The 25,973-nt window shown below is 52.3% G+C and carries 19 protein-coding genes and 1 pseudogene; 12 read left to right on the forward strand and 8 right to left on the reverse strand.

What is annotated here, in order from left to right:
* Positions 1–1,365, reverse strand: a complete 1,365-nt coding sequence (locus ACS18Q_RS21580) for a DNA-3-methyladenine glycosylase 2 family protein (RefSeq protein WP_014257784.1) — start codon at positions 1,363–1,365, stop codon at positions 1–3.
* A gap of 274 nt (positions 1,366–1,639) precedes the next feature.
* Between ACS18Q_RS21580 and ACS18Q_RS21585 the strand changes: the two genes are divergently transcribed.
* The 3 genes from ACS18Q_RS21585 (at position 1,640) to ACS18Q_RS21595 (ending at position 5,078) form a co-directional block, all read left to right on the forward strand.
* Positions 1,640–2,077, forward strand: coding sequence for a DoxX family protein (locus ACS18Q_RS21585; RefSeq protein WP_158108227.1), 438 nt, complete (start codon positions 1,640–1,642; stop codon positions 2,075–2,077).
* Between the two features lie 475 nt (positions 2,078–2,552).
* Positions 2,553–3,791, forward strand: a complete 1,239-nt coding sequence (codB, locus tag ACS18Q_RS21590; protein ID WP_041943250.1) for a cytosine permease — start codon at positions 2,553–2,555, stop codon at positions 3,789–3,791.
* 9 nt (positions 3,792–3,800) lie between these two features.
* Entirely contained in the window at positions 3,801–5,078 is a 1,278-nt protein-coding gene (locus ACS18Q_RS21595) for a cytosine deaminase (protein ID WP_441257861.1), read from the forward strand.
* 96 nt (positions 5,079–5,174) lie between these two features.
* Here ACS18Q_RS21595 and ACS18Q_RS21600 read toward each other — a convergent pair whose 3' ends face one another.
* Entirely contained in the window at positions 5,175–6,062 is an 888-nt protein-coding gene (locus ACS18Q_RS21600; protein ID WP_004727496.1) for a LysR family transcriptional regulator, read from the reverse strand.
* A 150-nt stretch (positions 6,063–6,212) separates the two neighbouring features.
* Here ACS18Q_RS21600 and ACS18Q_RS21605 point away from each other — a divergent pair, with 150 nt between their 5' ends.
* Positions 6,213–6,572, forward strand: coding sequence for a DUF413 domain-containing protein (locus ACS18Q_RS21605; protein ID WP_038151827.1), 360 nt, complete (start codon positions 6,213–6,215; stop codon positions 6,570–6,572).
* Between the two features lie 73 nt (positions 6,573–6,645).
* The gene (locus tag ACS18Q_RS21610) at positions 6,646–8,634 is read left to right on the forward strand and encodes a flavohemoglobin expression-modulating QEGLA motif protein (RefSeq protein WP_441257862.1); all 1,989 of its coding nucleotides are present in this window, start codon (positions 6,646–6,648) and stop codon (positions 8,632–8,634) included.
* An 85-nt stretch (positions 8,635–8,719) separates the two neighbouring features.
* Here the strand turns inward: ACS18Q_RS21610 and ACS18Q_RS21615 are convergent, their stop codons facing one another.
* Complete coding sequence (locus ACS18Q_RS21615; protein WP_004727493.1) at positions 8,720–8,971, reverse strand: DUF3081 domain-containing protein; 252 nt, start codon at positions 8,969–8,971, stop codon at positions 8,720–8,722.
* 318 nt (positions 8,972–9,289) lie between these two features.
* Here ACS18Q_RS21615 and nagB point away from each other — a divergent pair, with 318 nt between their 5' ends.
* Both nagB and ACS18Q_RS21625 read left to right on the forward strand, forming a co-directional pair.
* Positions 9,290–10,090 carry a glucosamine-6-phosphate deaminase gene (nagB, locus tag ACS18Q_RS21620; protein ID WP_004727491.1) on the forward strand — a complete coding sequence of 267 codons (801 nt, stop codon included), beginning with the start codon at positions 9,290–9,292 and terminating at the stop codon, positions 10,088–10,090.
* A 284-nt stretch (positions 10,091–10,374) separates the two neighbouring features.
* Positions 10,375–12,158 (forward strand): annotated as a pseudogene (locus ACS18Q_RS21625) (M28 family peptidase).
* A gap of 104 nt (positions 12,159–12,262) precedes the next feature.
* Here ACS18Q_RS21625 and ACS18Q_RS21630 read toward each other — a convergent pair.
* Entirely contained in the window at positions 12,263–12,568 is a 306-nt protein-coding gene (locus ACS18Q_RS21630) for a bactofilin family protein (RefSeq protein ID WP_004727489.1), read from the reverse strand.
* Between the two features lie 8 nt (positions 12,569–12,576).
* On the reverse strand, positions 12,577–13,524 hold the full coding sequence (locus ACS18Q_RS21635; RefSeq protein ID WP_238824610.1) for a M23 family metallopeptidase: 948 nt from the start codon (positions 13,522–13,524) through the stop codon (positions 12,577–12,579).
* A gap of 904 nt (positions 13,525–14,428) precedes the next feature.
* On the opposite strand from ACS18Q_RS21635, the gene ACS18Q_RS21640 reads away from it, so the two are divergent.
* From ACS18Q_RS21640 to dhaR, 5 genes are all read left to right on the forward strand, one after another.
* Positions 14,429–16,396 (forward strand): PTS mannitol transporter subunit IICBA, encoded by a 1,968-nt coding sequence (locus ACS18Q_RS21640; RefSeq protein ID WP_441257863.1) that lies wholly within the window; start codon positions 14,429–14,431, stop codon positions 16,394–16,396.
* A gap of 113 nt (positions 16,397–16,509) precedes the next feature.
* Positions 16,510–17,658, forward strand: a complete 1,149-nt coding sequence (locus ACS18Q_RS21645) for a mannitol-1-phosphate 5-dehydrogenase (protein ID WP_441257864.1) — start codon at positions 16,510–16,512, stop codon at positions 17,656–17,658.
* Between the two features lie 61 nt (positions 17,659–17,719).
* Positions 17,720–18,253 carry an MltR family transcriptional regulator gene (locus ACS18Q_RS21650; protein WP_004727485.1) on the forward strand — a complete coding sequence of 178 codons (534 nt, stop codon included), beginning with the start codon at positions 17,720–17,722 and terminating at the stop codon, positions 18,251–18,253.
* A gap of 109 nt (positions 18,254–18,362) precedes the next feature.
* Complete coding sequence (locus ACS18Q_RS21655; protein ID WP_441257865.1) at positions 18,363–19,304, forward strand: Gfo/Idh/MocA family protein; 942 nt, start codon at positions 18,363–18,365, stop codon at positions 19,302–19,304.
* Between the two features lie 179 nt (positions 19,305–19,483).
* Positions 19,484–21,412 (forward strand): dihydroxyacetone kinase operon transcriptional regulator DhaR, encoded by a 1,929-nt coding sequence (dhaR, locus tag ACS18Q_RS21660; RefSeq protein WP_154179496.1) that lies wholly within the window; start codon positions 19,484–19,486, stop codon positions 21,410–21,412.
* A gap of 96 nt (positions 21,413–21,508) precedes the next feature.
* On the opposite strand, the gene ptsP is transcribed toward dhaR, so the two are convergent.
* From ptsP to dhaK, 3 genes are read right to left on the reverse strand one after another with little or no spacing between them, the layout of a single operon-like run.
* Positions 21,509–23,911 (reverse strand): phosphoenolpyruvate--protein phosphotransferase, encoded by a 2,403-nt coding sequence (gene ptsP / locus ACS18Q_RS21665; protein WP_441257866.1) that lies wholly within the window; start codon positions 23,909–23,911, stop codon positions 21,509–21,511.
* A 13-nt stretch (positions 23,912–23,924) separates the two neighbouring features.
* Positions 23,925–24,560: a dihydroxyacetone kinase subunit DhaL gene (dhaL, locus tag ACS18Q_RS21670; protein WP_004727481.1), complete on the reverse strand. Its 636-nt coding sequence runs from the start codon at positions 24,558–24,560 to the stop codon at positions 23,925–23,927.
* Positions 24,561–24,572: 12 nt separating this feature from the next.
* The gene (gene dhaK / locus ACS18Q_RS21675; RefSeq protein ID WP_441258201.1) at positions 24,573–25,631 is read right to left on the reverse strand and encodes a dihydroxyacetone kinase subunit DhaK; all 1,059 of its coding nucleotides are present in this window, start codon (positions 25,629–25,631) and stop codon (positions 24,573–24,575) included.
* Between the last annotated feature and the right edge of the window lie 342 nt (positions 25,632–25,973).

The raw sequence follows: 25,973 nt of genomic DNA on the forward strand, positions 1-25,973 counted from the left end.
TTATTGGTCCCAACAATGGAATGTGGCGTAACTGCCCCAAGGCGATACGCGTTCAGGCGTGAGCTGTGGAAAGGTCGCCAGCGCCTTCTTCACCACCAAATCGGTGTGTAAAAAACAGTTGCTGTCGGACACCCCGCGCAAGCGGGCATAGTTGACCGTCCAAGGCCCGACGCCTTTGAGCGCCAGCCACTCCTCCAGCGGCGCATCGGGGTGTTGCGTCAAAAACACCGCAAAGCGATGCAGGGTTTCTTTGCGGCTTTGCGGCATGCGCAGAAAGCTTAAATCGGCCGCTGCCACCTGTTGCGGTGTCGGAAAATACCACGGCTGCGCAACGCCTTCGTTGAGGGTGGCCACCAGCAAGTTCAATTGACCGATGGCAGCTTTGATCGATACTTGTTGGCCTAAAATTGCGCGCACGCCCGCTTCCCATGCATTCCACACGCCGGGAATCCGAATGCCAGAATGCGTGACCAGCCCCGGCGCCGCTTGTTCTAACTGCGCTTCAATGCCCACGATATCGGCATCCAGATCAAACACACGGCGCAGTTGGCTCACCAAATGGCGCAGCGCTGTGAGCTCGGCCAATTCAAATTCAACTTCCAGCTGTGAGTCCGACGCCAGCGTAGCTTTAAACCAGCCGGCACAACCATTCATCATCACGTGGCGTTGATAACTGGTGTCGTCCACCTGTTCAATGCCAGCCACCGCCCGCAGGCGATAAAATGCCAACATGTGCGACCAATCAAACGGGCCACGATAGGCCAGCAATAAGCGGTTTTGCGCCGTCACCGATGCCGCTTGGCGACGCACTTGGCTTGGCGTGAGCTGCAGCACTTTTTGAAATGCATCATTGAAACGTCGCGTACTGTTAAAGCCACACGCAAACCCAATGTCGGTGATCGTCATATGACTGGTGTGTAGCAATTGTTTGGCAAACATTAATTGATGGTATTGCGCGTACTGCTTTGGCGACATGCCTAAATGCGTTTGAAATAGCTGGCGCAAATACCGATCGCTAATGCCCAATCGTTCTGCCAGCTCACTCAAACGTTGGCCTTGCAGCTCACCGTTATCAATCAACTTCACGGCGCGCAAAAAAGTGGTTTCCACGCCTTTCCAAGCCCACGAGCTTGGCGCGCTATCGGGGCGGCAACGCAAGCACGGGCGATAGCCCGCTTGCAACGCCTGCGCTTGATTAATGAAGTATTCGACATTCTCTTCTTTCGGAAGATTGGCCGGGCAAATCGGGCGACAGAAAATCCCCGTGGTTTTGACCGCCACGTAAAAACGACCATCAAATCGGGGGTCGCGGCTCATTCTTGCGCGCTGGCATTCCTGCGAAGTGAGTGCAAATTCAGTGTCCATCACGGTCTTCCTTTCAACGGTTACGCACAGTGTACGACGTCACCAACAGAACACTAGCCATTTTCGGAACTCAATGATGGAACGCCGATGGACACCCTGCGCAATCGCGAACCGAAAGACGCAATAAAGTTCACAGAAACTCATTCAAAATTTTTGAACAAGAATGTCGAGCAGCAGGCGTTATCTAATTTATCAAACTCACCTACACTTTCTCCATCGGCACAAAACAATGCACGACACTTATTTCAGAATATCGAACGTTGAGGAACCCTATATGAACGCACTATTGAAAAAACTCATGAGCACTGACGCAGGCTACGCACCACTGGCACTCCGTATTCCAATCGGCATCACTTTCATGGCGCATGGCGCACAAAAACTTTTTGGTTGGTTTGGCGGCTACGGTCTGGAAGGCACAGGTCAATGGATGGCTTCCATCGGTATTGAACCGGGCGTCCTGATGGCATTCCTTGCCGGTAGCGGTGAGTTCTTCGGCGGTCTGTTCCTTCTGATCGGCCTACTGACTCGCCCAGCAGCGGTGGTGACTGCGTTTACCATGGTTGTTGCCATTCTGAGCGTCCACATCGGTAACGGTCTGTTCATGGCAAACAACGGCTACGAATTTGGCCTTGCGCTACTGGCAGCCAGCGTTTCCCTAGCAATTTCAGGCGCAGGCAAAGCGAGCATCGACTCAGCAGTCAGCGGCAAATAACTGTCGAAGACAGGAAAAAGGGCGAGATCATCTCGCCCTTTTTTTGTACTTACGCCGTATCGTACGCGGCCTGTTTTCGTATCATCATCCCATCATTGAGCATTCTCGCCATCGCGCGGGAGTGATCATCCTTTCGATTTTCGGTTCGTGTTGATGTATCAGCACGACCTATTCAGCGATTTAAACGTCATCTTCCCGACCGACCAAACTGTTGTTCATTTAAAAAACGATTCACTATGTGAATATGATTCCCACCATCAAATATCACTGACGACATCGAAAGCAACCGACATAATCATTAATGAGAGCAATCGTTTGCCATCGTTTATTTACTTGAATTAATGAACGGTATTTAAATCGTGAATCATGTTGACGAATCATTTGACTCATCGGGGATTGTGTACCTATTATGCGCCGTTTTGCCTAAATTTGGTGAAATAGAATTCAACCCATGAATAAGGAGGATATTCAAACTATGGCGACAGATCATGATTTCGGATTGGGGCCTGTCCCCCAAACGGCCAGAAAAGGCGTGATATCGTTAACGATGGTGATGCTGGGGTTAACCTTTTTTTCCGCCAGCATGTGGACCGGCGGGGCGCTTGGCACCGGACTGACATTCAATGACTTTTTTCTTGCAGTACTCATCGGCAATCTTATCCTCGGTATTTACACCTCCTTTCTTGGTTACATCGGCGCTTCCACTGGCCTCTCCACCCACCTCCTCGCGCGATTCTCTTTTGGCTTAAAAGGTTCTTGGTTTCCTTCCGCATTATTGGGAGGCACGCAAGTCGGCTGGTTTGGTGTCGGCGTCGCGATGTTTACGCTACCGGTGCAAAAAGCCACCGGCATTGACACCAACGTATTGATCATTGCCTCCGGCCTACTGATGACGATTACCGTTTACTTTGGTATTTCAGCGCTGATGATCCTGTCAGCACTGGCCGTACCAGCCATCGCCATTTTAGGGGGCTATTCGGTCTTTGATGCCGTGAGTAGTGTGGGTGGCATTGCCCAACTACAAGCGCAACAACCGGCTCAACCGATGGATTTCCACATCGCACTGACCATGGTTGTGGGCTCGTTCATTAGCGCAGGGACGCTCACCGCTGACTTTGTTCGCTTTGGCAAAAAGCCATCCGCCGCCGTATTGGTCACCATGATCGCCTTTTTCGTCGGCAACTCTTTGATGTTTATCTTTGGTGCCGCAGGTTCATCGGTGACCGGTCAGTCGGATATTTCAGAGGTCATGATGGCGCAAGGATTGTTGATTCCAGCAATTATCGTGTTGGGTCTAAACATCTGGACAACCAACGATAACGCGTTGTACGCCTCCGGTTTAGGGTTTTCCAACATCACCGGGTTGCCTAGCAAATACATCTCGATGGTGAATGGGGTCATCGGTACTTTATGTGCGCTGTGGCTGTATAATAATTTCGTCGGTTGGTTAACCTTTCTTTCGTTGGCGATTCCACCGATTGGTGGTGTGCTGATTACCGATTTTCTGGTCAACCGGAAACGCTATCGCGATTTTCACCATGCAGAGTTTCAAACCATCAACTGGGCGGCCATTATTGCAGTCGCAATCGGGATTGCAGCTGGTCACTTTATGCCAGGGATTGTGCCCGTTAATGCCGTTCTCGGCGGCGCGCTCAGTTACTTCATTATCAATCCCCTTGTGAACAAGAACATACGACAAACTCAAGCGGTGTAAGGACATCACATGACAACTCTACTCGTTAAAAACGCCCGTCTTGAGGGCGAATCACAGCTTAAACAGATTTTGATTGAATCCGGTCGTTTTGCCCGTATCGATGATGCAAGCGCTTCGATTGAGCATCACGGCCCAACGATAGACGCTCAAGGCGGTTTGGTCGTGCCCCCCTTTTGTGAACCACACATTCACCTCGACACCACGCAAACGGCGGGTGAACCAGCATGGAACTTGTCAGGCACTTTGTTTGAAGGCATCGAACGCTGGGCTGAACGCAAAGCCCTGCTGTCGGTGGAAGATGTCAAAGCGCGCGCGATTCAAACCCTGAAATGGCAGATTGCCAATGGCGTGCAGCATGTGCGCACCCACGTAGACGTCTCCGACCCTACCTTGACCGCACTTAAAGCGATGCTGGAGGTACGCGACACCATGAAACCTTGGGTCGACATTCAAATCGTCGCATTTCCGCAAGAAGGCATTCTCTCGTACCCCAATGGCAAAGCGCTGCTTGAAGAAGCGGTTAAATTGGGCGCGGATGTGATTGGTGCGATTCCGCACTTTGAATTCACCCGCGAGTATGGCGTGGAATCCCTGCACTATATTTTTGAACTGGCTCAGAAATACGACCGCCTGATTGACGTGCACTGCGACGAAATCGACGATGAGCAGTCCCGCTTTGTCGAAACTGTAGCAGCATTAGCGCTGAAATATGACATGGGCGAAAAAGTAACCGCCAGCCACACCACAGCGATGGGCTCTTACAACGGCGCGTATGCATCACGCCTGTTTCGTTTGCTGCGCATGTCAGGGATTAACTTTGTCGCCAACCCGCTGGTCAACATTCATCTGCAAGGTCGGTTTGATGATTACCCGAAACGCCGAGGCGTGACCCGCGTGAAAGAGATGCTGAATGCGGGCATTAACGTCTGTTTTGGCCACGATGACGTGTTTGATCCGTGGTACCCACTCGGCACAGCCAACATGCTGCAAGTGCTGCACATGGGGCTGCACGTGTGTCAGGTGATGGGCTATGAGCAAATCAATGACTCATTAAAGCTGATTGGCCGCCATTCCGCGCGCACACTGCATCGTCAAGACCAATATGGCATTGAGGTTGGCAAACCGGGCAACTTGTTGGTACTGCCCGCTGAGAACGGATTTGACGCCGTGCGTCGCCAAGTCGCTGTGCGCTATTCTGTGCGTGGCGGCAAGGTGATTGCCGAAACACAACCGGCGACCACCGAGATCCATCTCGACCGCAGCGAACTGGTCGATTTTCGACGCTGATTGGCGTCACCGTTGAATGGTCGATGACGCCATGCGTCCGACGGTAAAGCACAAAAAAAGGCGAGCTTCAGCTCGCCTTTTTCTTCAATTGAGCCCTTAAGAGCCCAGTTCCCCAGCGCGTTGCAAACTGTAAGCCGTCAGTGGATCAATGCTCTTCACCAACTTCTCCACCTGCATGATCGCGTCGATCGACGAGCTGTTCTTACGGTAGCTCAGGTAGATCGGGCGATACCAATCTTCGATGTCGTCCACGCGATGCAACTGACCAGAATTGAGGAACGGTTCCACCACCGATGCCGGCAAGTACGCACTGCCGCCTTTTTCCAGAATGAAATCCAGCGCAATACGTGCGGTAGACGTGCGTAGGAATGGCGCCGGTGCTTTCGGGTGACGGTCGGCATGCTCTGACGCAAAACGCGCGCCCCAGTCAACGTAGACATATTGGTGTTCAAAGGCCGTCTCAGCGGTATCAGGACGGGTCGATACCAGCACCAAAACCAAGTCTGCGACTTTCTTACACTGCAACTCTTCTGCTTTGATTTGGTCCAGCGCAAACGCCATATCCAGCGTGCGCTCCAGCAGGCAACGGCTGAGCTGCTCTCGCCCCATCACTTCGGCCATAAACCCATAACCGCTGAACGCATCGGTCACGACACTCAAACAGTTCTGCAAATAGGCATCCCAAATGTTCGGTGTGCCACCTAAAGTCAATTGCAGTGCTTTACCACTTTCCAGCGACAATTCAAATTTGGCCTGTTGCAACGTCGCCACCATGACTTCGGCATAGCTCACCAAACGCTCACCGGCGGAGGTCAATTTGATGTTATTTCGATCACGCGTGAACAACTGAGCATCGAAATAGCTTTCGAGCTGTTTAATGCGTGCGCTGACGGCGGCCTGAGTGAGGTACAGATTCTCTGCTGCCCGCCCAAAATGGCGAACTTTTGCCAGTTCAAGAAAAGTGCGAAAGACTTTGACGTCCATATTGAATCCTCTGATATTCCTCGTGAAGATTAACAAGGAAGTACAATAATGACGATAAAAAATTTTTGTTTTTCTTTTCGAGATTTTACGCCTAACTTTCGCCGTGAACCACGGCTGCGTAGTGGTAGCATATATTCACACGAGGTAGACATGTCTGAGACAGTATTTCGTCAAGGAAAAAAACGATTTTTCGACACTAAAAAATTCCCACGAGGCTTTGCGAAGTCTGGTGATTTCACACTTGCAGAAGAAGATACTCTTTCGCTGTACGGTGAGACTCTGGTTGGCCTTGAGACCGGAGCGTTACAGCCTGAGAACGCGGAAGAACAACACTTTATGGACGTGTTGGTCAACCCAGATCTCGCTCAAAGCAAGATCGAGCGCGTTTGGATGAAGTATGTTCGTCTGTCGCGCGGTCGCAAGCGCTTCCATACATTGAACGGTCGTAACAAGCCCGACGCGGCAGACGACTACACCGATGACGAGCCAAGCCTGACCGAAGAAGACTAATTGTACCCGGCGTTGCCCGTTCAGCGCCGCCTACTTCAACGACGAGAATAGCCGTCTTCTTATAGGGTCCCGCATGCCCAACCCAGTATCCAAAGTTTATTCTCTAGAAGAGATGCTCTCGCTGATTCAGCGAGGGCAACCTTTCTCTGGTGAACTCGAGTCCGCGGGCTGCTTCATCAAAATTGAACAATACCTTCCTGTGGTCTGCACCGCCATTCACGCGGGAAGCCGCCTGCGCGACGACTTGCAGAAACAGTGTCAGCTGTCCAAAGCCGAGCGCCGCCTCGAAGAAGCCCCGTTCACCGATCAACTGATTGCCTCCCAGCCCATTACGTTATGGGGACTGGATTCACGCTTTGAGTACGATCTCAATCGTGCCCGCACGTTGAGTACCCGCTATAAATCCGCGTGGAAAAAACCGCTCAATGACAAGCAGCGCGCCGCCAGCCACCTCAAGCATGGCCTGTTTTATCAGCTGTATGAAGCACTGATCCGCAAACTTGAATCCAAGTTTGGCATGGTGATTGTGTTTGACCTCTACGCTTACAACTACCAGTCATTGCCCCAGCCGACGCCCGTGTTTAACGTGGGTACGGCGCAAATCGACATGCAACGTTGGGGCACGGTGGTGAAGCGTTTTTGCACCGAGCTGGGCAAAATTCAACTGCCCCATCTGGAAAACCATACCGCCATGAACGCGGTGTTTGAAGGGCGAGGGTATTTGATTGCGCACACCAACGCGCATTTCGACCGCACGCTGGTGCTGCCCACCGAAGTGAAAAAAGTCTTCATGGAGGAGAGCGACGGCACGGTGTATCCGTTGGTGATGGACGCACTCAAAAGCGGCTTGAAAGAGGCCTTTAGCCAAACCAGCGCCTATTTTCAGCGACGCCACAACCGCCGCCGCACCACCAAAGCCAACATGCTCAGTTCATCCATTGAGCCGAACGTGCTGGCCATTGATAAAGCGCTGGCCAAGCTGACGCAAAAAGTGGAAACGCTCAAGTACGTCAACCCCACCAATATCAACGCTGAGCGAAAGCGGTTTGATGCAGCGCCGAGCCGCTACAAGCCAGATTTTCGTTACAAACAATTACCGATTCACGCCAACGAGTTCAAACACAAGCTGTTTCAGTTGCCGATCGAGTCGATTTCCGATCCCGACCTCAAGCAGCTTTACAGCGCGATGGTCAACAAGCTGAGCGAGAAAATTGACTTGCTCACCAGCGTTGGCCACGAGGCGTTTCTGTATAACTCGTTGCGGTTTTACGGCCGTCCGAATGCCACCGCCATTGAGAATGCGCGCTTTCTGCTGTATGCCAAAACGCTGCCCGAAGAAAAAGGCACGCTCTACAGCGCAGATGAAGCAGCCGTGCTCATGGCCAACAAAGCCAAAGCTTGGGGCATGGCCTGCAACGTGACACCAACATCGTCATTGGCCGCGCGAGCCATGGTGAGCGGGAAAAAACCGCCCACACTGTATCTCAACAGCAAAGCGACCTACTCGCACGCGGAAGTGCAGCGCTTGATTCAACATGAGTTGGGCGTGCACATGGCGACCACCTTTAATGCGCGCCTGCAGCCGCTCAAGGTGTTTTCGATTGGCCTGCCGGGCTCAACTGAATCGCAGGAAGGTTTGGCGATTTTGGCCGAATATAAAGCGGGCTACATGTCACATGATCGATTGCAGACACTTGCAACCCGCGTGCTTGCCGTGGATTCTATGCTCAAAGAGCAGAATTTTTATCAAACGTTCGATTTTCTGGTTGATGAGTTTGGTTTGGATCGAGACAGTGCCTTTGTCACCACCACACGCGTGTATCGCGGCGGCGGTTTCACCAAAGATCATCTCTATCTGGAAGGCTTCCTGCACACGCTGCAACAAGCGCAGAAACGCAGCATCGACAACCTGTTGGTGGGCAAGTGCAGTCACACCTATTTGGATTTGATTGACGAATTGGTGGAACGAGGCTGGTTGGTCAAACCGCAACATCGATTTGACGATAAAAACATCGAGCCAGAACCCGTGTTGAAATACCTCATCGATTCGCTACGTTACTGAATCGGCTCTGACAGAATCTTTCTCCCAAAGCCCTAGAGCGCCTCTCGCCTAGGGCTTTGTTTTTCTTGCGTGGCCCACACGCGCCCTATTTCGACAACATCGCCACTTTTTTCAAAAAGCTGTCACGCAAGTGTTCTTGGTCGTACTCCAGGTGATATGTGTTATGGAAGCCGACTTTGAGCTCAACGCCATTCCCACGCATATAGACGTTGTAGCCGTCATAGTCGGCAAACGCTTCAATACCTTCATAAATTTTGCCATGTTCGGTCGGTGTACCATGTTCCATCACCACTTCGTACGCGTGCAAAATTTTGGCAGGATCCAGTTCATTTTTCATCGGCACCGCTCCTTGTTAGTCGTCGTTTCAAGTATGGATAACGAACCGCACCTTCGCCAATGCACAACACGAAGCACATCAAAAAAATACTTAATTTTATAAATAAATTTTTTCACACTTTTTGACTACGCTTTGGGGAGAGAACGTGTTAATGATCGGTGAATTATGTGGCAGAACGCCATTTTTTGCGACGATTGCAACGAAAAAGAAAACTATTTTAAAAAATGCGATCCAAAGCAATAGCCGTTATCACCAACTTATTTTATAATGCGAATTAATGATTATCCGAATCACGAATTACCACATTAGAGGCTATCCATGAGACTGATTCCACTGAACAACGCGGCACAAGTAGGTAAATGGGCTGCAGCATTTATTGCAAAACGCATTAACGACTTCAAGCCAACTGCGGAGCGTCCTTTTGTATTAGGCCTTCCAACAGGTGGTACACCTCTGGCAACTTACAACGCACTGATCGAGCTTTACAACGAAGGTAAAGTGAGCTTCAAACACGTTGTGACCTTTAATATGGATGAATACGTTGGCCTGCCTGCCGACCACCCAGAATCTTACCGTTCATTCATGTTCAACAACTTCTTCAACCACGTTGATATTCAAGAAGAGAACATCAACTTGCTGAACGGCAACACCGACGATCACGATGAAGAGTGCCGTCTGTACGAAGAGAAAATCAAATCGTACGGCAAAATCAACCTGTTCATGGGCGGCGTGGGCAACGATGGTCACATCGCATTCAACGAGCCAGCGTCTTCTCTGTCATCACGCACGCGTATCAAAACCCTGACTCACGACACCCGCATCGCAAACTCTCGCTTCTTTGATGGCGACATCAACCAAGTACCAAAATACGCACTGACCATCGGTGTGGGTACCCTGTTAGATGCGCAAGAAGTGATGATCCTCGTGACCGGTCACAACAAAGCACAAGCACTGGAAGCTGCGGTCGAAGGTTGCGTGAACCACCTGTGGACTGTATCGGCGCTGCAACTGCATCCAAAAGCAGTCATCGTGTGTGACGAGCCAGCAACACAAGAATTGAAAGTGAAGACTGTAAAATACTTCACTGAACTTGAAGCGGAAAACATCAAAGGCTTCTAAGCCCCGCTCTGCATCGGTTCGAGCCCCGCTGATCGCGGGGCTTTTTTGTGCCCGCCTTTCCCGCCATCGCCCACCTTATCATTATTAATATTTCTATAATTAACAATGCGTTACTGATTCTGTGTATTTAGTGACAACCACTCATTGATGCAATGAATTCACCTCGCGTTGCATTCACAGAGTTTGACATTCAGCCATAATACGCATCACGATGCTTAAATTAACATTTCATTAACCAAATCGCTGACGAACAATGGCTTGGATCACTCAACAAGGAGTTACCGATGCAAGCACACATGACCACTCGAAGAACCCTGATCGCGGCGGCCGTCAGCGCCACGCTGCTCAGCGGTTGTTATTTTGATGACCCACGTTGGGTCGCAGAGCACGTCAGTCAGGCCATTGAACAGGATGAGGTCGTCGATCATTTGCAAACGCTGGAAGGCCTTGCCTCGCCAACCAGCGACAACAGCGGCATCACGCGTGCGGCGGGCAGCCAAGGCTATCAAGAGTCGGTCGATTACATCATCGCCACCATGAAAGCGCACGGCTACAAAGTCACCACGCAAGAGTTTGATTTCCGCGCGTGGGAAGAGCTCGCCAACACCCATTTGACCGTGAATGGCAGCGAACTGGTCGGTACGCGCAATGCGCCCGACGGCACAGAACCTGACTTCGCGGCAATGTCTTATTCCGGCGGCTCGAATGGCGAGCTGAGCGGCGAACTGGTGTTTGTGACGCCCGATTTCGATTTTGAGTCCGACAGCTACGACAGCAGCGATGGCTGTGAAGCTTCCGATTTCGAAGGCAAAGCCATTGCTGGCAAAATCGCCGTCATTCAACGCGGCGCGTGTAGCTTTAGCGACAAAGTGATGAACGCCCAGAACGCTGGCGCCATCGCGGCCATCGTATTTAACCAAGGCAATGATGACGGCCGAAAAGGCGTGGTGAATGGCACGCTCGGCAGTGACACCACCGTCACCATTCCAGCCTTTGGCGTGCGTTATGAACTGGGCGAAAGCTGGTATCAAGCGGCTCAATCAGCCTCGGTTCCAGCCACACTGAGCATTGATGTCAAAGATGACATGGTGGTGACGCAAAACGTCATCGCCGAAACGCGCGGCGGTAACCCGAACAATGTGGTCATGCTTGGCGCGCACTTAGATTCGGCCCCGAAGGGCCGGGGATCAACGACAACGGCTCCGGCACCGCTGGCTTACTCGAATATGCAGTGACACTGGCCAACCTCAAGGTGCCGGTGAAAAACCGCGTTCGCTTTGCGTGGTGGGCAGCAGAAGAAGCGGGCTTAGTGGGCTCGGAATACTACACCAATGCACTGTTTGCCCCGCTGTACGATAAAGCGCAGCAGCAGATCATGGATGAACTGGGCATCAGCGATCCCGCGCAATTGACACAAGCGCAGCTGGAATTGGTCGATGCACGATACAACAAGCTCAACAAAGTGAAGCTGTATCTCAACTTCGACATGATTGGTTCTCCGAACTACATCTACGGCGTCATGGATGGCGACTTGTCCGATACCAAAGACAGCCCAGACAACGCCTACACGGGTGATTTTGAACCGCCTTACGGCACTTCAGACATCGAATCCATCTTCAACGAATTCTTCACCTCGAAAGACAGCGCGACCGTTCCTCAAGCCCTGTCGAAACGCTCTGATTACGCAGGCTTTGCCGATTGGGGCGTGGCGTTTGGAGGCCTGTTCACCGGCGCAGAACAAACCAAAACCGCACAAGAAGTGGAACAATTTGGCGGGGAGATTGATGTGGCCTACGACGTTTGTTACCACCAGGCGTGTGATGATCTCAACAACATCAGCCAACAAGCCCTATGGGTGAACACGCAGGCGCTAGCCTATGTCACCACCTATTATGCGATGAGCCGTCCGCTGTTCCCAGCAGAGGCCGAGAGCGAGCAACCCATGCTGCGCAGTATGAGTGCGACACAAAGCACACAAAAATTGCGCATTGGCGAAAAACTCAAAGCGGCGAAGAGTCACTCGGATCACGCCCACTTCCACGGCGACTTTGATCAAGACAAACAGTAATCCGCAGACTGGCTCATCCATCGCATCGGCCTAGCCGGTGCTTGGGGAGAGAAAACGACAAAGCCCCGCATTGCGGGGCTTTTTGTGTTCACGTGAGCGCTAAATTAACCTTCAGCGGCCATTTTCACTTCACTGATTTCCACCAGCTCAGCCACTTTCGACTGCTCTGCTGGGTAGGTCACACCGTTAAAACGGCCACCTTGTTCAATACTCAGGTCATCGCTGTAGATACTGCCATTGACGCGGCCTTTGCTTAAGATCTCAATCTTGTCGGCGTGGCAGATGCCTTCAAATTCACCGTTCACAATGACATGTTCCGCGTAAATTTCGCCGCTAACACAGCCGCTTTCGCTGATCACCAACGATTTTTCTACATGGATCTGGCCATCAATCTGGCCATCAACCTGCATATTGCTCTCTAACCGGAGTTGTCCGCTGATAGAACACCCCTTTGCGATGAGAGTTGTAGCTGAGCGCTGACTCTTAGCTCGACTTTGTTTACTAAAGATTCCCATCGAATACCTCTTACCTTGCTGAATATCGAATCGAAGTCATTCACACCCCAGTCAACAAATGGTCTGGGATCTAACGGTCGTCCGACAAATCGAATTTCATAGTGCAAATGCGGACCCGATGACAGGCCGCTATTGCCCGAGTAACCTATCAGGTCACCTTTTTGAATAAAGTCTCCGCTTTTCACCGCAAATTTTTGCAAATGTGAATAAGAGCTTGAGAACCCGTATGCGTGTTGCAAACGCAAAAAGTTACCCGAACCTTTGTTGCTTGCGCGTGTCACTTCCACCACCCCATCGGCGGGGGCATACACCGGCGTACCGATGTTGACGGCAAAATCTTGGCCGCGATGGAATTTCACTTCCCCGGTCACAGGATGAACACGTTTACCGTATCCTGACGAAATTCTCGCCTTTTGGACAGGTGCACCACTTGGGATTTGGGTTAACATCACCATCCTGACCGACGAGGTGATCGTCGCGGTATCTAAACGGGATTCCAATTCCGCGCCGGAGTCTTCCACGCCCAACACTTTTTCTAAATCGCCGAGGCGATCCGACACGATCTGCATCTTTTCTTCACGTTCGAGCAGATCGTTTTCCAGGTTCTCTTTCAGCTCTTTCAGCGAGGCAACTTCTTCATGCAGCGACGTTGACTGGCTTTCCAGCTCTTGCTGTTTCAATTTGGCAAAGTCCACTTCACCGACGAGGTAGTAAATCACACCACCAGCCGCAACTGCGCCTGCAAGCAGGACATAGCCGAAGCCTTTAAGACAGTGACGATACCATTTGCCAATATGAAAATGCCGTGTTCCGTGAATAGACGAAACCGAAACAATGACGTTTTCTTTCATGTACAAATTCTAATTGTCATTATTGAAAGTGGCAGAATTCTAGCAGGGAACGTTTATTGACTAAACTGTTTGCTGCTCATCTCTTCCGCAACTTGCGTCCTTATTGTCTAGTTTGTGAATCAAAGCATAAACATGCAATGCGATGACTCAATCCATTTAATTTAAAATCAATAAGTTATTAACAGCGCCCAAAAACAGGGGCTGCGCGTGCATGCAAAAATTTCAGAAAAGTCCTACCGCGTTGCCATGGCGGACGCTTTGCATCACCGATTGCCCGCTCTCACAGCCCGCACCACCGAACCCGTACAGCCCTTCTCTGGTGCTTCTCTCTAAATAGGCGACCCATTGGCGCCGTATCTTTAATCGCGATTCGTGCCAAAAGTCACGCAAGCGCCCCCGTCAGATCGAGCGTTGTTGGCAGCATGATTCACAGCATCGATTCATGCACGAAAAGCGCGTCGAGGACGCCGATAAATTTCGTATATAAGTTACAAAACACTCATTACAGGTTTGGATTATTTATTTTGACTTTTGAAATAAATAGCAATAAGTGACATAGATCACTTCGCTATTTTTTCCAGTCCAAAAATCAACTCAATACGTGATTTAAATCACTTTTTATTTAATTTTTAATTTTCTGTTTTTGTGATATTAAACATTACAAAGTGATTGCAAAATAAAAACATTGGCTTTTGTAGCAAAATTACATGGTCAATAGAGGAGGTAGATCACAGAAAAATAGTTTGATGAGCGAGGATTACGTTGCGCGGATCACAAAAAACCCGTTGTCAGTTCCAATGAGAAAATGTGTGGTAAATTGATTGGGTACTAAGCAATCAAATCACGGTTTTGACGAACCGTTTACGACAACAATATTCATCAGAACATCGAACGGGGAATTGTTATGATATCACCAGATGCCAAGATCAAGATACAAAATTTTGGTCGCTTTCTGTCAAACATGGTAATGCCAAACATTGGCGCGTTTATCGCGTGGGGCTTTATCACAGCACTGTTTATTCCAACCGGATGGCTACCGAATGAAACGCTAGCGTCAATGGTTGGTCCTATGATCACTTACTTGTTGCCACTGCTCATCGGTTACACCGGGGGTAAATTAGTTGGCGGCGACCGCGGCGCGGTAGTGGGTGCAATTACCACCATGGGCGTGATTGTCGGTACCGACATTCCGATGTTCATGGGCGCCATGATGGTCGGCCCGTTGGGTGGTTGGGCGATCAAGAAATTCGATCACTACATCGATGGCAAAGTCAAAAGCGGGTTTGAGATGTTGGTCAACAACTTCTCGGCGGGCATCATTGGTATGCTGCTGGCGATTCTGTCGTTCTACCTCATCGGCCCGTTTGTGAAAGTCCTGTCTGGCACCTTAGCGGCTGGCGTTAACTTCCTTGTGTCAGCACACCTTCTGCCACTCACTTCTATCTTTGTTGAACCTGCGAAAATCCTGTTCCTGAATAATGCGATCAACCACGGCATTTTCTCGCCACTGGGCATTCAACAAGCCTCAGAAACCGGTCAGTCTATTTTCTTCTTGATTGAAGCGAACCCAGGTCCGGGTTTGGGTATTCTGCTGGCCTACATGGTCTTTGGTAAGGGCACAGCGCGCCAAACCGCGGGGGGGGCATCCATCATCCACTTCTTCGGCGGTATCCATGAGATTTACTTCCCATACATCCTGATGAACCCCCGTCTGATTCTGGCAGCGATTGCCGGCGGGATGACCGGTGTCTTCGTACTGACCATGTTCAATGCAGGCATTGTGTCACCCGCGTCTCCGGGTTCAATCTTCGCCGTGTTGCTGATGACACAAAAAGCATCCATTGTCGGCGTACTGGCGTCTATCGCCTCTGCGGCAAGCGTGTCGTTTGCTGTGGCATCACTGCTGATGAAAACGCAAACGTCGACCGAAGAAGAAGGCGATGAAGCCGCGCTCGACAAAGCCACTTCACAAATGAAAGAGATGAAATCTGCCTCGAAACAATCGACCTCGAACCATGGCGCAGCCGTGAACAGCGAGAACAAAGGTGACATCGACCTTGCGACTGTACAAAGCATCATTGTTGCCTGTGATGCAGGCATGGGCTCGAGCGCCATGGGTGCCAGCATGCTGCGCAAGAAAGTACAGGACGCCGGTCTCAAGATTCATGTGACCAACCTCGCCATCAACAGCTTAACCGAGAGTGCAGATATCGTGATTACTCATAAAGATTTGACGGATCGTGCACGTAAGCACGCGCCAAACGCACACCACATCTCACTGACTAACTTCCTTGACAGCCAGATGTACAACCAACTGGTCACCCAACTGCTGGCCGCGCAAAAACCGGCGGCAGCCAACGACGAGCAGATGGTCAAAGTGTCTGTCCTCGCCGCGAACGATGACAGTTTTGAACCGCAGCAACCTTCGGTTTTCCAAATCCAACGAGAAAACATTCACTTGGGCTTGAAAGCCGCCAACAAAGAAGAAGCGATTCGCTTTGCTGGGAACAAGTTGGTTGAACTGGGTTACGCCGAACCTGAATACGTCGACGCCATGTTTGAACGTGAAGCGCTGGTGTCCACCTACCTTGGCGAGTCCATCGCTGTGCCCCACGGCACTGTGGAAGCGAAAGACCGCGTGAAGAAAACCGGCATTGTGATCTGCCAATACCCATCTGGCATCCAATTTACCGATGACCACGATGACGTCGCCAAACTGGTGATCGGCATTGCCGCCAAGAACGATGAACATATTCAAGTCATCACTACCATCACGAACGCGCTCGATGAGCCGGACGCGATTGAAACGCTAACCAGCACCACGGATATTGAGGAAATCCTCACCATCCTGGGTCGCGAGCAAGCCGCTTAATCACGCCCAAGTCATTTGCTCCTGAGCAAACATGAGGTCAGCTGTCACCCCCTATGCGGTTGGCCTCACCCTCAATTCGTTCGTCACATTTTAGACATTGGTAGGTAAGTATTATGAAAAACGCAGTACATTTTGGCGCAGGCAACATCGGTCGTGGCTTCATTGGTAAACTTCTCGCAGACGCCGACGTGGCCGTCACGTTCGCCGACGTGAACGCCCCGCTCGTCGACCAGCTCAGCCACAAACAAGAGTACAAAGTGAAAGTGGTCGGCACTGAATGCCAAATCGACACCGTCACGCACGTCACCGCCGTGAACTCCGCCAGCGAAGACGTCATCGACCGCATCGTCAACACCGATTTGGTCACCACCGCCGTGGGCCCAAACGTGCTCGACATCATCGCCAAAACCATCGCCCAAGGCATCGCCAAACGCTTTGAGGTCGGCAATGAAGCGCCCCTCAATATCATCGCGTGCGAGAACATGGTTCGCGGCACCACACACCTGAAAGGTGAAGTCTACAAACACCTCGATGCAGCCTTGCACGCCAAAGCTGACGCGCTGATTGGCTTTGTCGATTCAGCCGTCGACCGCATTGTGCCACCGGCAGAAGCGGCCAACGACGACCCACTGGAAGTGACCGTGGAAAGCTTTAGCGAATGGATTGTCGATGAGCAACAGTTCAAAGGCGAGATTCCAACCATCGCCGGCATGGAAAAAACCGATAACCTGATGGCGTTTGTCGAGCGTAAACTGTTCACCCTCAACACCGGTCACTGCATCACCGCATATTTGGGTTGTTTGAGTGGCCATCGCACCATTCGCGAAGCGATTGAAGATCCAACCATTCACACGCAAGTGAAACAGGCCATGCAGGAGAGTGGTGAAGTGCTGATCCGCCGTTACGGGTTCGATCGCGACATGCACAACGCGTACATCGACAAGATTCTCGGTCGCTTTGCCAACCCGTACTTGGTGGATGAAGTGGATCGCGTCGGCCGTCAGCCAATTCGTAAATTGGGTCCAAATGATAGATTAGTGAAGCCATTACTGGGTACAATCGAGTATGGCACTGAAAATAAAACACTTTTGAAAGGCATCGCCGCCGCATTGAAATACACCAATGACAGCGATCCACAAGCTGTCGAACTGCAAACGTCGCTCAGCCAGCACGGCGTCACTCAAACAGTGGCCCACTACACCGGTCTGGATGAACACAGCGCAGAAGTGCAGACCATTGCGTCGCTTTACAACCAACTCTAACGGTGCCGAACGATTGGAGGGCAACTCGCCCTCCATCCCAAGAAAACACTTAGATCAGTATATGGCAGAAAAAATTAACGAAACCGAGATTCTAGAACGACTGAACGATGCACCATCGGTCCGTGGTTTCTTCATTGCAACCGTCGAAGTCTTCAATGACGCCATTGATGCGCTGATGCAACGCATTTTCCGTAAAGACAACTTTGCGGTTCAATCGGTGGTCGGTCCGTTGCTGCAAGACACCGGTCCGCTGGGCAATTTGTCTGTGCGTCTCAAACTGTTGTACGGTTTAGGGGTGCTGCCCGATGCCGTTTACCATGACATCGAAAGCATCATCAAACTGCGCAATCAGCTCAACAGCGATGGAGCGGAATATTCGTTCACGGATCCCAAAATCATCGCCCCGATTCAAACCCTCAATCTCGTCCAAAAAATGGGCATGGTTCAATTCAGCCCGCTGGATGAACCCGATGACGACATCGATCTTGAGTTCTACCATTTGCAACTGCAACGTCAGCAGCAAATCATCAAATCGGGTCTTTCTCTTGCCATCATTGAAATCTGCAATGAACTCAACCGAGAAAGCCCCTTCTAACGCATTGGATCACAGGGCAAGGATCGCCTTCCCATTTTCTTGTATTTCTTCGACCAAATTCTTCGCCGCGTGTTAGCCTTTGGGCATGTTCCTCCATTGAGATTGTTTCATGAAAATCGGCATCATCGGCCTGGGCGACATCGCGCAAAAGGCTTACCTTCCGGTCATCACACAGCGCCCCGGCGTCGAGCTTATCTTCTGTACCCGCAGCGCCAGTGCATTGGCTTCACTGGCCAGCCAATATCGGATTGACGCCACTTGCAGCGACTATCGCGACCTACTCGGTTTTCAACCCGATGCAGTGATGATTCACGCCGCAACAGCCGTGCATCCTGAGATCGCACGCTTCTTTCTCAGCCGCGGGATTCCGACCTTTGTAGACAAGCCACTCGCCGACAGCGCTGCTGCCTGCGAACAGCTATATGAGCTGGCTGAACAGCATCAGCAACCGCTGTATGTCGGTTTTAACCGCCGCCACATTCCCCTGTTCAATACGCACCTTCAGGGCATGCAACGCGGAGAACGTGCGGATCTACGCGGCCTGCGTTGGGAAAAGCACCGTTACGATTTAACCGGCGAGATTCGCACCTTTTTGTTTGACGACTTCATTCACCCGCTCGACAGCGTCAACCTGTTTGCCAAAGCCGATTTGAATGACGTCTATGTCACGCACCAGATGGCAGGCAACCAACTGGCGCGCATCGACGTGCAATGGCAGCACGGTGACACAGTGCTGCACGCGTCGATGAATCGCCAATTTGGCAAAACCGGTGAGCGCATCAGCGCGCAGTTCATCAATGACGCCTATGAGTTTGACTCTTTTATCGAAGGCAAACGCTGGCACGCCAATCAAACCACCACGCTGGCCCTCAAAGACTGGACACCGATGCTGACCAGCAAAGGCTTTGCCGACATGATCGACGATTGGTTGAACGTGGTACAACGCGGCCAACTGAGCCAAGAGGTCATCGCCCGCAACCTCGCCAGCCACCAGCTCGCAGAAGCGGTGTGCGCCAAAGTAAGCGCGCAAGTGAGCGCCAATCTGCGCTAATCTTCATCAGGCGATGCAGCACGCATCGCCTGTGGGACATTCCCCCAAAGATCGCGTGAACACGGTCACAGTCTCCCCGCTCAAAGCCCTTTAGTATGAACCCCATTTCCTGTTGGCCACGCGTTTGCAGCTTGCCAATCGCCGTATGCCATACCTTGCACCGATTGCCGTGGTATTGAATGCTTTCTATCGAAGATAACAAAACCAAATGGGATTTCTTTCAGAAACATCATTGGGTTTCGCCGGAATTTGCCCGCTCACACGTTCTCGAATCTTGGGAGCGCTGCATCAAGCAGTGCAGCCCCTACACTTGGTCTAAACCACACTTGGCCTCGGGTTACACCTTCGCTTCTCTGATGCGGCGCAACGAACGCCTGATCCAATGCGCCACCACAGTGTTGGAAGATACCTACGACATGCTCGACGACGACACCCTGCTGTTGATGGTCACCGATGACAACGGCTGCATTCTCTCGTTGGTGGGCCATTCGCAGCTCAAAGAAGAGATGGACGCCCTCGGCATCAAGCAAGGCTGCTTTTTGTCGGAAGGGAAAATCGGCACCAACGCCACCAATTTGTGCGTCCACACTCACGTTGCGTGCGATGTGTTTGCCGCCGAGCACTTCAACCGCCATCTGCATGCCTACGCGTCCGCCGCCGCGCCGATTTTCGACCAATTCGGCAAGCTGCGCGGCACCGCGTGTCTGTTCAAAAAAGCCGATGCCTATCGCAAAGAAAACTTGGTTATCATCGCCTCGTGCGCCAAAGAAGTGAGTTTGCAAATTCACATTCAATCGGAACAAGAGAACACCAACCGGTTGACCTGCGCGCACAACGCGACGCTCGAGAGCATGGACGATGGCCTCATCGCTTGGGATGAAGAACAACACATCACCATGGCCAACAATCAGGCTGAGCGGCTGCTCAATCTCGACATGGCCAAAGTGCTGGATAAAGAGCTGTTTTCCGTGCTGCGTTTTGCGCCCAATATCGTCAGCAGCATTGAAGCGGGCGCACAGATCAACCGCAAACTCACCACGCTGGAAGTGCACGGCGAGTTTGTCGAAGCGATCATCACCCTGCGCCCACTTAACGACGGATCCAGCCTGCTGTTTTTGCACCCAATCGACAAAATCCGCGAATTGGCGCAGCAACAAATTGGCGGTCAGGCGCGCTACACATTCAGCTCTTTGCCGGTGGTGTCGCGTAAAATGAAGCACCTGATCACCGTGGCCAAACGCGCCACCAAATCCAAATCGCCCATCCTCATCACCGGCGAAGAAGGCGTAGGCAAAGCCACACTGGCGATGGCGATTCACAACGAGAGCGACTACAAAGAGGGGCCATTCATCACCCTCAACTGCCGCTCGCTCACCAGTGAGCAGCAAATTCGTGAAACTCTGGGCTATGACGAAGGCCAAGGCATGCCATCTAAGTTTGAGTTGGCCCACGGCGGCACGCTGTTTTTGGAGAAGGTGGAATACTTGTCGCCGGATCTGCAATCGGTACTGCTGAAACTGCTGAAAACCGGCTTAGTCAGCCGCAGCGACAGCCTGCGCTTGATTCCGGTCGACTTTCAGCTCATCACCAGCACCGCCTCGGAGATTAGCGAATACGTCACACAGCGCTCATTTGGCCGCCAACTGTATTACGAAATTTCAGCCAATGAACTGCGCATTCCGCCCCTAAGAACGCGCAAAGAAGACATCGAATTTCTGGTGCAGCAAATCGTCAACCATTACGAACGTCGCCACAACGTGACCATTTCGGTGGAAAAATTGGCGATGGATGCATTGATGAGTTTCCGCTGGCCGGGTAATAACTCCGAACTGCGCAACCGCACCGAACGCATGCTGCTCAACCGCAGTGCCAACCTGATTCGCCTGAGCGACATTCCCGAAGACATCAAATTCAACCTCAACCAGTCCACCGACAATCAGCCGGTGCTGTCGTTGGAAGAGGTGGAGAAAAAAGCGATCATTCAGGCGTGGACCTTGTGCGACGGCAAGTTGAATGAAATGGCCAAGGCGCTCAAAATCGGCCGCACGACCTTGTGGCGCAAAATCAATAAGTTCGAATTGACCGAGCAACTCAAGCTCAGCAGTTAGCAGTTAGCAGTTAGCCGCCGTCATCAAAACATCACACGCACAAAAAACAAAACCCCGGTGACCAGCCGGGGTTGTTGTGATCGCGTTCAGGTCGCGTTATTTCATTACCGCCGTTTGGCGAATCTGCGCTTTCAGGGCAGGCAACAGGCTCGCACTGGCGCTAAATTTACGCAGCCCAATGTTGAGCAGTTGCTGCGTCGCTTTCGGATCGCCCGCCATTTCCCCGCACATACTCACCGGTATGCCTGCTTTTCCGCCAGCGGCGCAGGTCATTTCAATCGCACGCAAGACCGCAGGGTCAAAGTAGTTGATGAGGTCGGTCAGCTCGGTATTGCCGCGATCTGCCGCCATCACATACTGGGTTAAATCGTTGGTGCCGATTGAGAAGAAATCCACTTCCGCCGCCAACGCATCCGCATTCAACACCGCCGCCGGCACTTCAATCATGATGCCGACGGGTAGCGTGCTGGCATCCAAACCCAGTGCATCGGCTTCGCGTTGGAGCAGCGCTTTCACTTGACGCACTTCGTCAACCCGCGCAACCATCGGAATCATCAACTGAATGTTACGATGCTGCTGGTGAGCGCGCAGGATGGCACGTAACTGCGTCACAAGCAGCTCGGGGTGTCTCAGGCATAAACGCACGCCGCGCACGCCCAAAAATGGGTTGTCTTCGCTTGGCATAGGAAATGCGGCTAACGGTTTGTCGCCGCCGACATCTAAGCTACGAATCGTCAGCGGTTGGTCGCCCAATGCGGCTGCGATGTCACAGTACACGTCAAACTGCTCCTGCTCGGTTGGCAAACTATCGCTGCGTTGGAACAGAAACTCGGTGCGAAACAGCCCCACGCCTTCGGCGCCGCTGTCGAGCGCTTTACGCACATCGTCCGGGCCGCCGATATTGGCCAGCACACTGACAGAAATGCCATCGGTGGTGGACGCATGTTGCAGCGCGCGCTGTTGGGCCTGATGTTGCTCTGCTTGCCACGCATCACGCTGCGCCGCTAATTGCGCGCTCACCGCCGCAGAGGGCGCAAACCACAGCAAGCCAGCAAACCCATCCAATGTCACCATTTGACCTGGGGTGACCTGCTCTAAGCAGCCACGCGCTTTGACCAGCGCCGGAATACCCATCGCGCGCGCCAAAATGGCACTGTGTGAGGTTTTACCGCCTTCACTCAAACAAATCCCCAGCACTTTGGCCGTATCCAGCCCTGCCACATCCGATGGCATTAAATCACGCGCCAGCAGAATGCTCGGTTGTTCAATCGCCACTGCAGCCGCAGGCTCGCCGGTCATTTCCATCATCACCTGACGCGCAATGTCCTGCACGTCGGCTTCACGTTCACGCATATATTGGCTATCGGCCGCGCGGAAATCGTCTGCCAATGCTTGCAGCGCGTCGGCCCATGCGTGTTCGGCAATCGCGCCCGCTTGAATGCGCGCTTGAACCGCTTGCCACAATTCGGGGTCACGCAGCATCATGCTGTGGGCCGCGAAAATATCGCCATGTGGGCGTTTGGCCTGCATATCCAAATGCGCTGCAACCGTGTCGATGGCGCGCTTCACATGCTCAATTTCAGACGCCGCATCACGGGCGTCACGTTCAGGCACCGCGGGCATCGAGTGCGTAAACAGCACCGCGGGGGCCGAAACAATACCTTCATTGACGCTCCATCCACTCACCGCACCCGCCACCGCGGGGGCATCTATCGTGGTTGACGCGTCGGGTTGAACGTCTGTCGTTACACCACGCGCCACGGCATCGGCTTCACCAAAGTGGGTTTGCGCCAGTTGGCGAAAACGCTCAACTGCGTTAGCCGCTTGCGCGCCCGTGGCCACAAAGGTGATGTCGTCATCGCAACGCACGCCTAATTTGGCAATGCTGTTGAGGCTGCGAGCGCTCACGCGCTGGTCGCCTTTTTGCAGCCACACATCGCCGTCTACGTCAGCCAATGCGCCGACGATTGCCGCCGCCGGACGGGCATGTAAACCATGGGGATTTTTCACGTGCCATTCAAACGTCTGCGCGTCGTTCGCCAGCGCTGCGTTCGGCGTGGCAGCTTCGGCTTCTGCCGCCATCGCCACGCTTTCGCCCAAGTGCGCTTGTTTGACGCTCAAGGCCTGACGCGCTTCTTCAACCACCGTCGCCATGGGCAACCCTGCCGCCGCCGCGACAGAGGCCGCCATGGTGCCTTCCACAATCGGCGCGGCAACCAAGGTGACTTTGTCGCGAATCGACTCATCGAGCAGTTCCAGCGCCATCTCAGTGCTGAGCAGCGCGCTGCCGAGATCCATCAAGACCACCACGCCCTGCGCATCGCACACCTGTTCAATGGCGCCCATCACGGCAATCGCGTCCGTGCCGATTGGGTTTTCCGGATCGTCGATGCCCGCCGCAATCGCCAAATTGACTTTGCCTTGTGTCATCTGGGTGGCCAGTTCGGCCACCCCTTCTGCAAGACGTCGACTATGAGATACAACTACAATTCCCACCATATCAATACCCTGCTTAGTTCCCCGCAATTGCCTGTTGCAATGCTTTGATCATCAGAAGTGAAGATGTTGCACCGGGATCTTGGTGACCCACACTGCGTTCACCCAAATAGCTGGCGCGGCCTTTTTTGGCCTGCATTTCAATCGTGGCGACGGCGTTGTGTTCCGCCAGTTCCACCATCTCGCTCAGTAGGTGATCTGGGCTTTGGCCCTGCGCCAATGACGCTTTGATGCTTTGCAGCACCGGCAACCAAACGTCGCACATGGTTTTATCACCCAGCTCCGCTTTGCCGCGCGACACCACACCATCAACGCCGCTTTTGAGCGCATCAATCAGCTCTTCAAACGTCAGTTGTTCGCGGGTGCCCACGGCCGCCGACATGCGAATAAACAGCGTGCCGTAGAGCGGGCCACTGGCACCGCCCACACTCGACAGCAAAGTCATGCCGGTGTTTTTCAAAATGGTCGCAATGTTTTGCTCTGCCACTTTCGGCAAGGTTTCCGCCACTTTCTTAAAGCCACGATTCATGTTGAGGCCGTGGTCCGCATCACCGATATCGCGGTCGAGATCGGTCAAAAATTCTTGGTTTTCCTGATAGGTTTTCGCGCACAGCTCCAGCCAGCTCAGAATGTGTTTTTTCTCAATGTGCATGATGTGTCTCCCTTACCATTTCATCGCGGCGGTATCGACCGGCGCATCAAACAGCGCCAGCATTTCAGCATCGGCTTTGAGCAAGGTGATTGAGACGCCCTGCATGTCGAGCGAAGTACAGAAGTTGCCCACGAGGTTACGCACAATGCGGAAGCCTGCTTGATCGCAGTTGTGCGCCAAACGGCGATACACGCCATACAGCTCTGAAATCGGCGTGCCGCCCATGCCGTTCACCAGCGCGATGTAGTCGTGTTCGGCGGCAAAGGATTCGATGGTAGATTCCACTTCATCCCAATCGCTCTCCGCGCGGTTCCAGATCCGCAGCGTGCGGCTATATGGGGTGTTCTCTACCAATTCGGCAAACATCTCATCCACCAGTGCATCTGCTGTGGTGTATTGAATGCGTTTAATGCCCGGTTCGCCGTGAATGCCCACGCCAAATTCCACTTCGCCATCAGCCAAAACAAACGACGGTTTGCCCGCAGCAGGCACCACACACGCGTTCAATGCCACGCCAAACGAACGACAATGGTTGTTCACGCGGCGCGCCAACGTTTCACACTGCTCCAGCGAGTACCCTTTGGCCGCAGCCGCACCCACCAGTTTTTCCACCAGCACAGTGCCCGCCACACCACGACGGCCCGCAGTGTACAAACTATCTTTCACGGCCACGTCGTCATCCACCAACACGGAACCGACTTTGATGCCATCGGTGTGCAGCAGCTCCACCGCCGTTTCAAAGTTCAGCACATCGCCAGTGTAGTTTTTGATGATAAATAGCACGCCTTCACCGGTGTTGACTTGATTGCCACATTCGTACATTTGATCCGGCGTGGGCGAGGTAAACACTTCACCCGGACAAGCCCCGGTCAACATGCCTTTACCGATGAAGCCCGCGTGCAGCGGTTCGTGACCACAGCCACCACCCGACACCAATGCCACGTGTCCTGGCGTTTCTTCATGCCACATGTAGCGAGGTTCATAATTGACTTTCAGTTGAGGACGAGACAGAGCCAGCCCTTCCATTTGCTGAAGGACGACGTCTTCTACGTTATTGATTAGCTTTTTCATCATTCTGCTCTCATTCAAGTTTCAAGTTTTTATGTAGGGGTAGATTCATCTTAAGAGCAGAAATCCAAGCCTCAACAAAAGTATTTACGTTTCGATTTGGAACAAAATTTTTGGTTTTTACGTTTCATAATGGAACGAAAAAACCAAAATCTACGGGAAAGGTGATCGCGGGCATAAAGCGCCGGAAACCGCGTCCGTTCCAACCGTCAGTTTGTCACCCCGATCATAAAAGCCACCGACAAACAGCGCGATCGCTTCTCTCGGCTCCGCACTCGACTCTAAGATGAAGCCATGGTTTCAACGCACCGCGCTGAAGCAAAAAAACAACCACAAATAAAAATA

The organism is Vibrio sp. Vf1514 (assembly GCF_052076135.1).
Classification (GTDB): domain Bacteria; phylum Pseudomonadota; class Gammaproteobacteria; order Enterobacterales; family Vibrionaceae; genus Vibrio; species Vibrio furnissii.

Excerpts from the sequence above, each read along its gene's own strand:
- ACS18Q_RS21580 (WP_014257784.1), bottom strand. The coding sequence starts at position 1,365 with ATGGACACTGAATTTGCACTCACTTCGCAGGAATGCCAGCGCGCAAGA.
- ACS18Q_RS21585 (WP_158108227.1), top strand. The coding sequence starts at position 1,640 with ATGAACGCACTATTGAAAAAACTCATGAGCACTGACGCAGGCTACGCA.
- codB (WP_041943250.1), top strand. The coding sequence starts at position 2,553 with ATGGCGACAGATCATGATTTCGGATTGGGGCCTGTCCCCCAAACGGCC.
- ACS18Q_RS21595 (WP_441257861.1), top strand. The coding sequence starts at position 3,801 with ATGACAACTCTACTCGTTAAAAACGCCCGTCTTGAGGGCGAATCACAG.
- ACS18Q_RS21600 (WP_004727496.1), bottom strand. The coding sequence starts at position 6,062 with ATGGACGTCAAAGTCTTTCGCACTTTTCTTGAACTGGCAAAAGTTCGC.
- ACS18Q_RS21605 (WP_038151827.1), top strand. The coding sequence starts at position 6,213 with ATGTCTGAGACAGTATTTCGTCAAGGAAAAAAACGATTTTTCGACACT.
- ACS18Q_RS21610 (WP_441257862.1), top strand. The coding sequence starts at position 6,646 with ATGCCCAACCCAGTATCCAAAGTTTATTCTCTAGAAGAGATGCTCTCG.
- ACS18Q_RS21615 (WP_004727493.1), bottom strand. The coding sequence starts at position 8,971 with ATGAAAAATGAACTGGATCCTGCCAAAATTTTGCACGCGTACGAAGTG.
- nagB (WP_004727491.1), top strand. The coding sequence starts at position 9,290 with ATGAGACTGATTCCACTGAACAACGCGGCACAAGTAGGTAAATGGGCT.
- ACS18Q_RS21630 (WP_004727489.1), bottom strand. The coding sequence starts at position 12,568 with ATGCAGGTTGATGGCCAGATTGATGGCCAGATCCATGTAGAAAAATCG.
- ACS18Q_RS21635 (WP_238824610.1), bottom strand. The coding sequence starts at position 13,524 with ATGAAAGAAAACGTCATTGTTTCGGTTTCGTCTATTCACGGAACACGG.
- ACS18Q_RS21640 (WP_441257863.1), top strand. The coding sequence starts at position 14,429 with ATGATATCACCAGATGCCAAGATCAAGATACAAAATTTTGGTCGCTTT.
- ACS18Q_RS21645 (WP_441257864.1), top strand. The coding sequence starts at position 16,510 with ATGAAAAACGCAGTACATTTTGGCGCAGGCAACATCGGTCGTGGCTTC.
- ACS18Q_RS21650 (WP_004727485.1), top strand. The coding sequence starts at position 17,720 with ATGGCAGAAAAAATTAACGAAACCGAGATTCTAGAACGACTGAACGAT.
- ACS18Q_RS21655 (WP_441257865.1), top strand. The coding sequence starts at position 18,363 with ATGAAAATCGGCATCATCGGCCTGGGCGACATCGCGCAAAAGGCTTAC.
- dhaR (WP_154179496.1), top strand. The coding sequence starts at position 19,484 with ATGCTTTCTATCGAAGATAACAAAACCAAATGGGATTTCTTTCAGAAA.
- ptsP (WP_441257866.1), bottom strand. The coding sequence starts at position 23,911 with ATGGTGGGAATTGTAGTTGTATCTCATAGTCGACGTCTTGCAGAAGGG.
- dhaL (WP_004727481.1), bottom strand. The coding sequence starts at position 24,560 with ATGCACATTGAGAAAAAACACATTCTGAGCTGGCTGGAGCTGTGCGCG.
- dhaK (WP_441258201.1), bottom strand. The coding sequence starts at position 25,631 with ATGAAAAAGCTAATCAATAACGTAGAAGACGTCGTCCTTCAGCAAATG.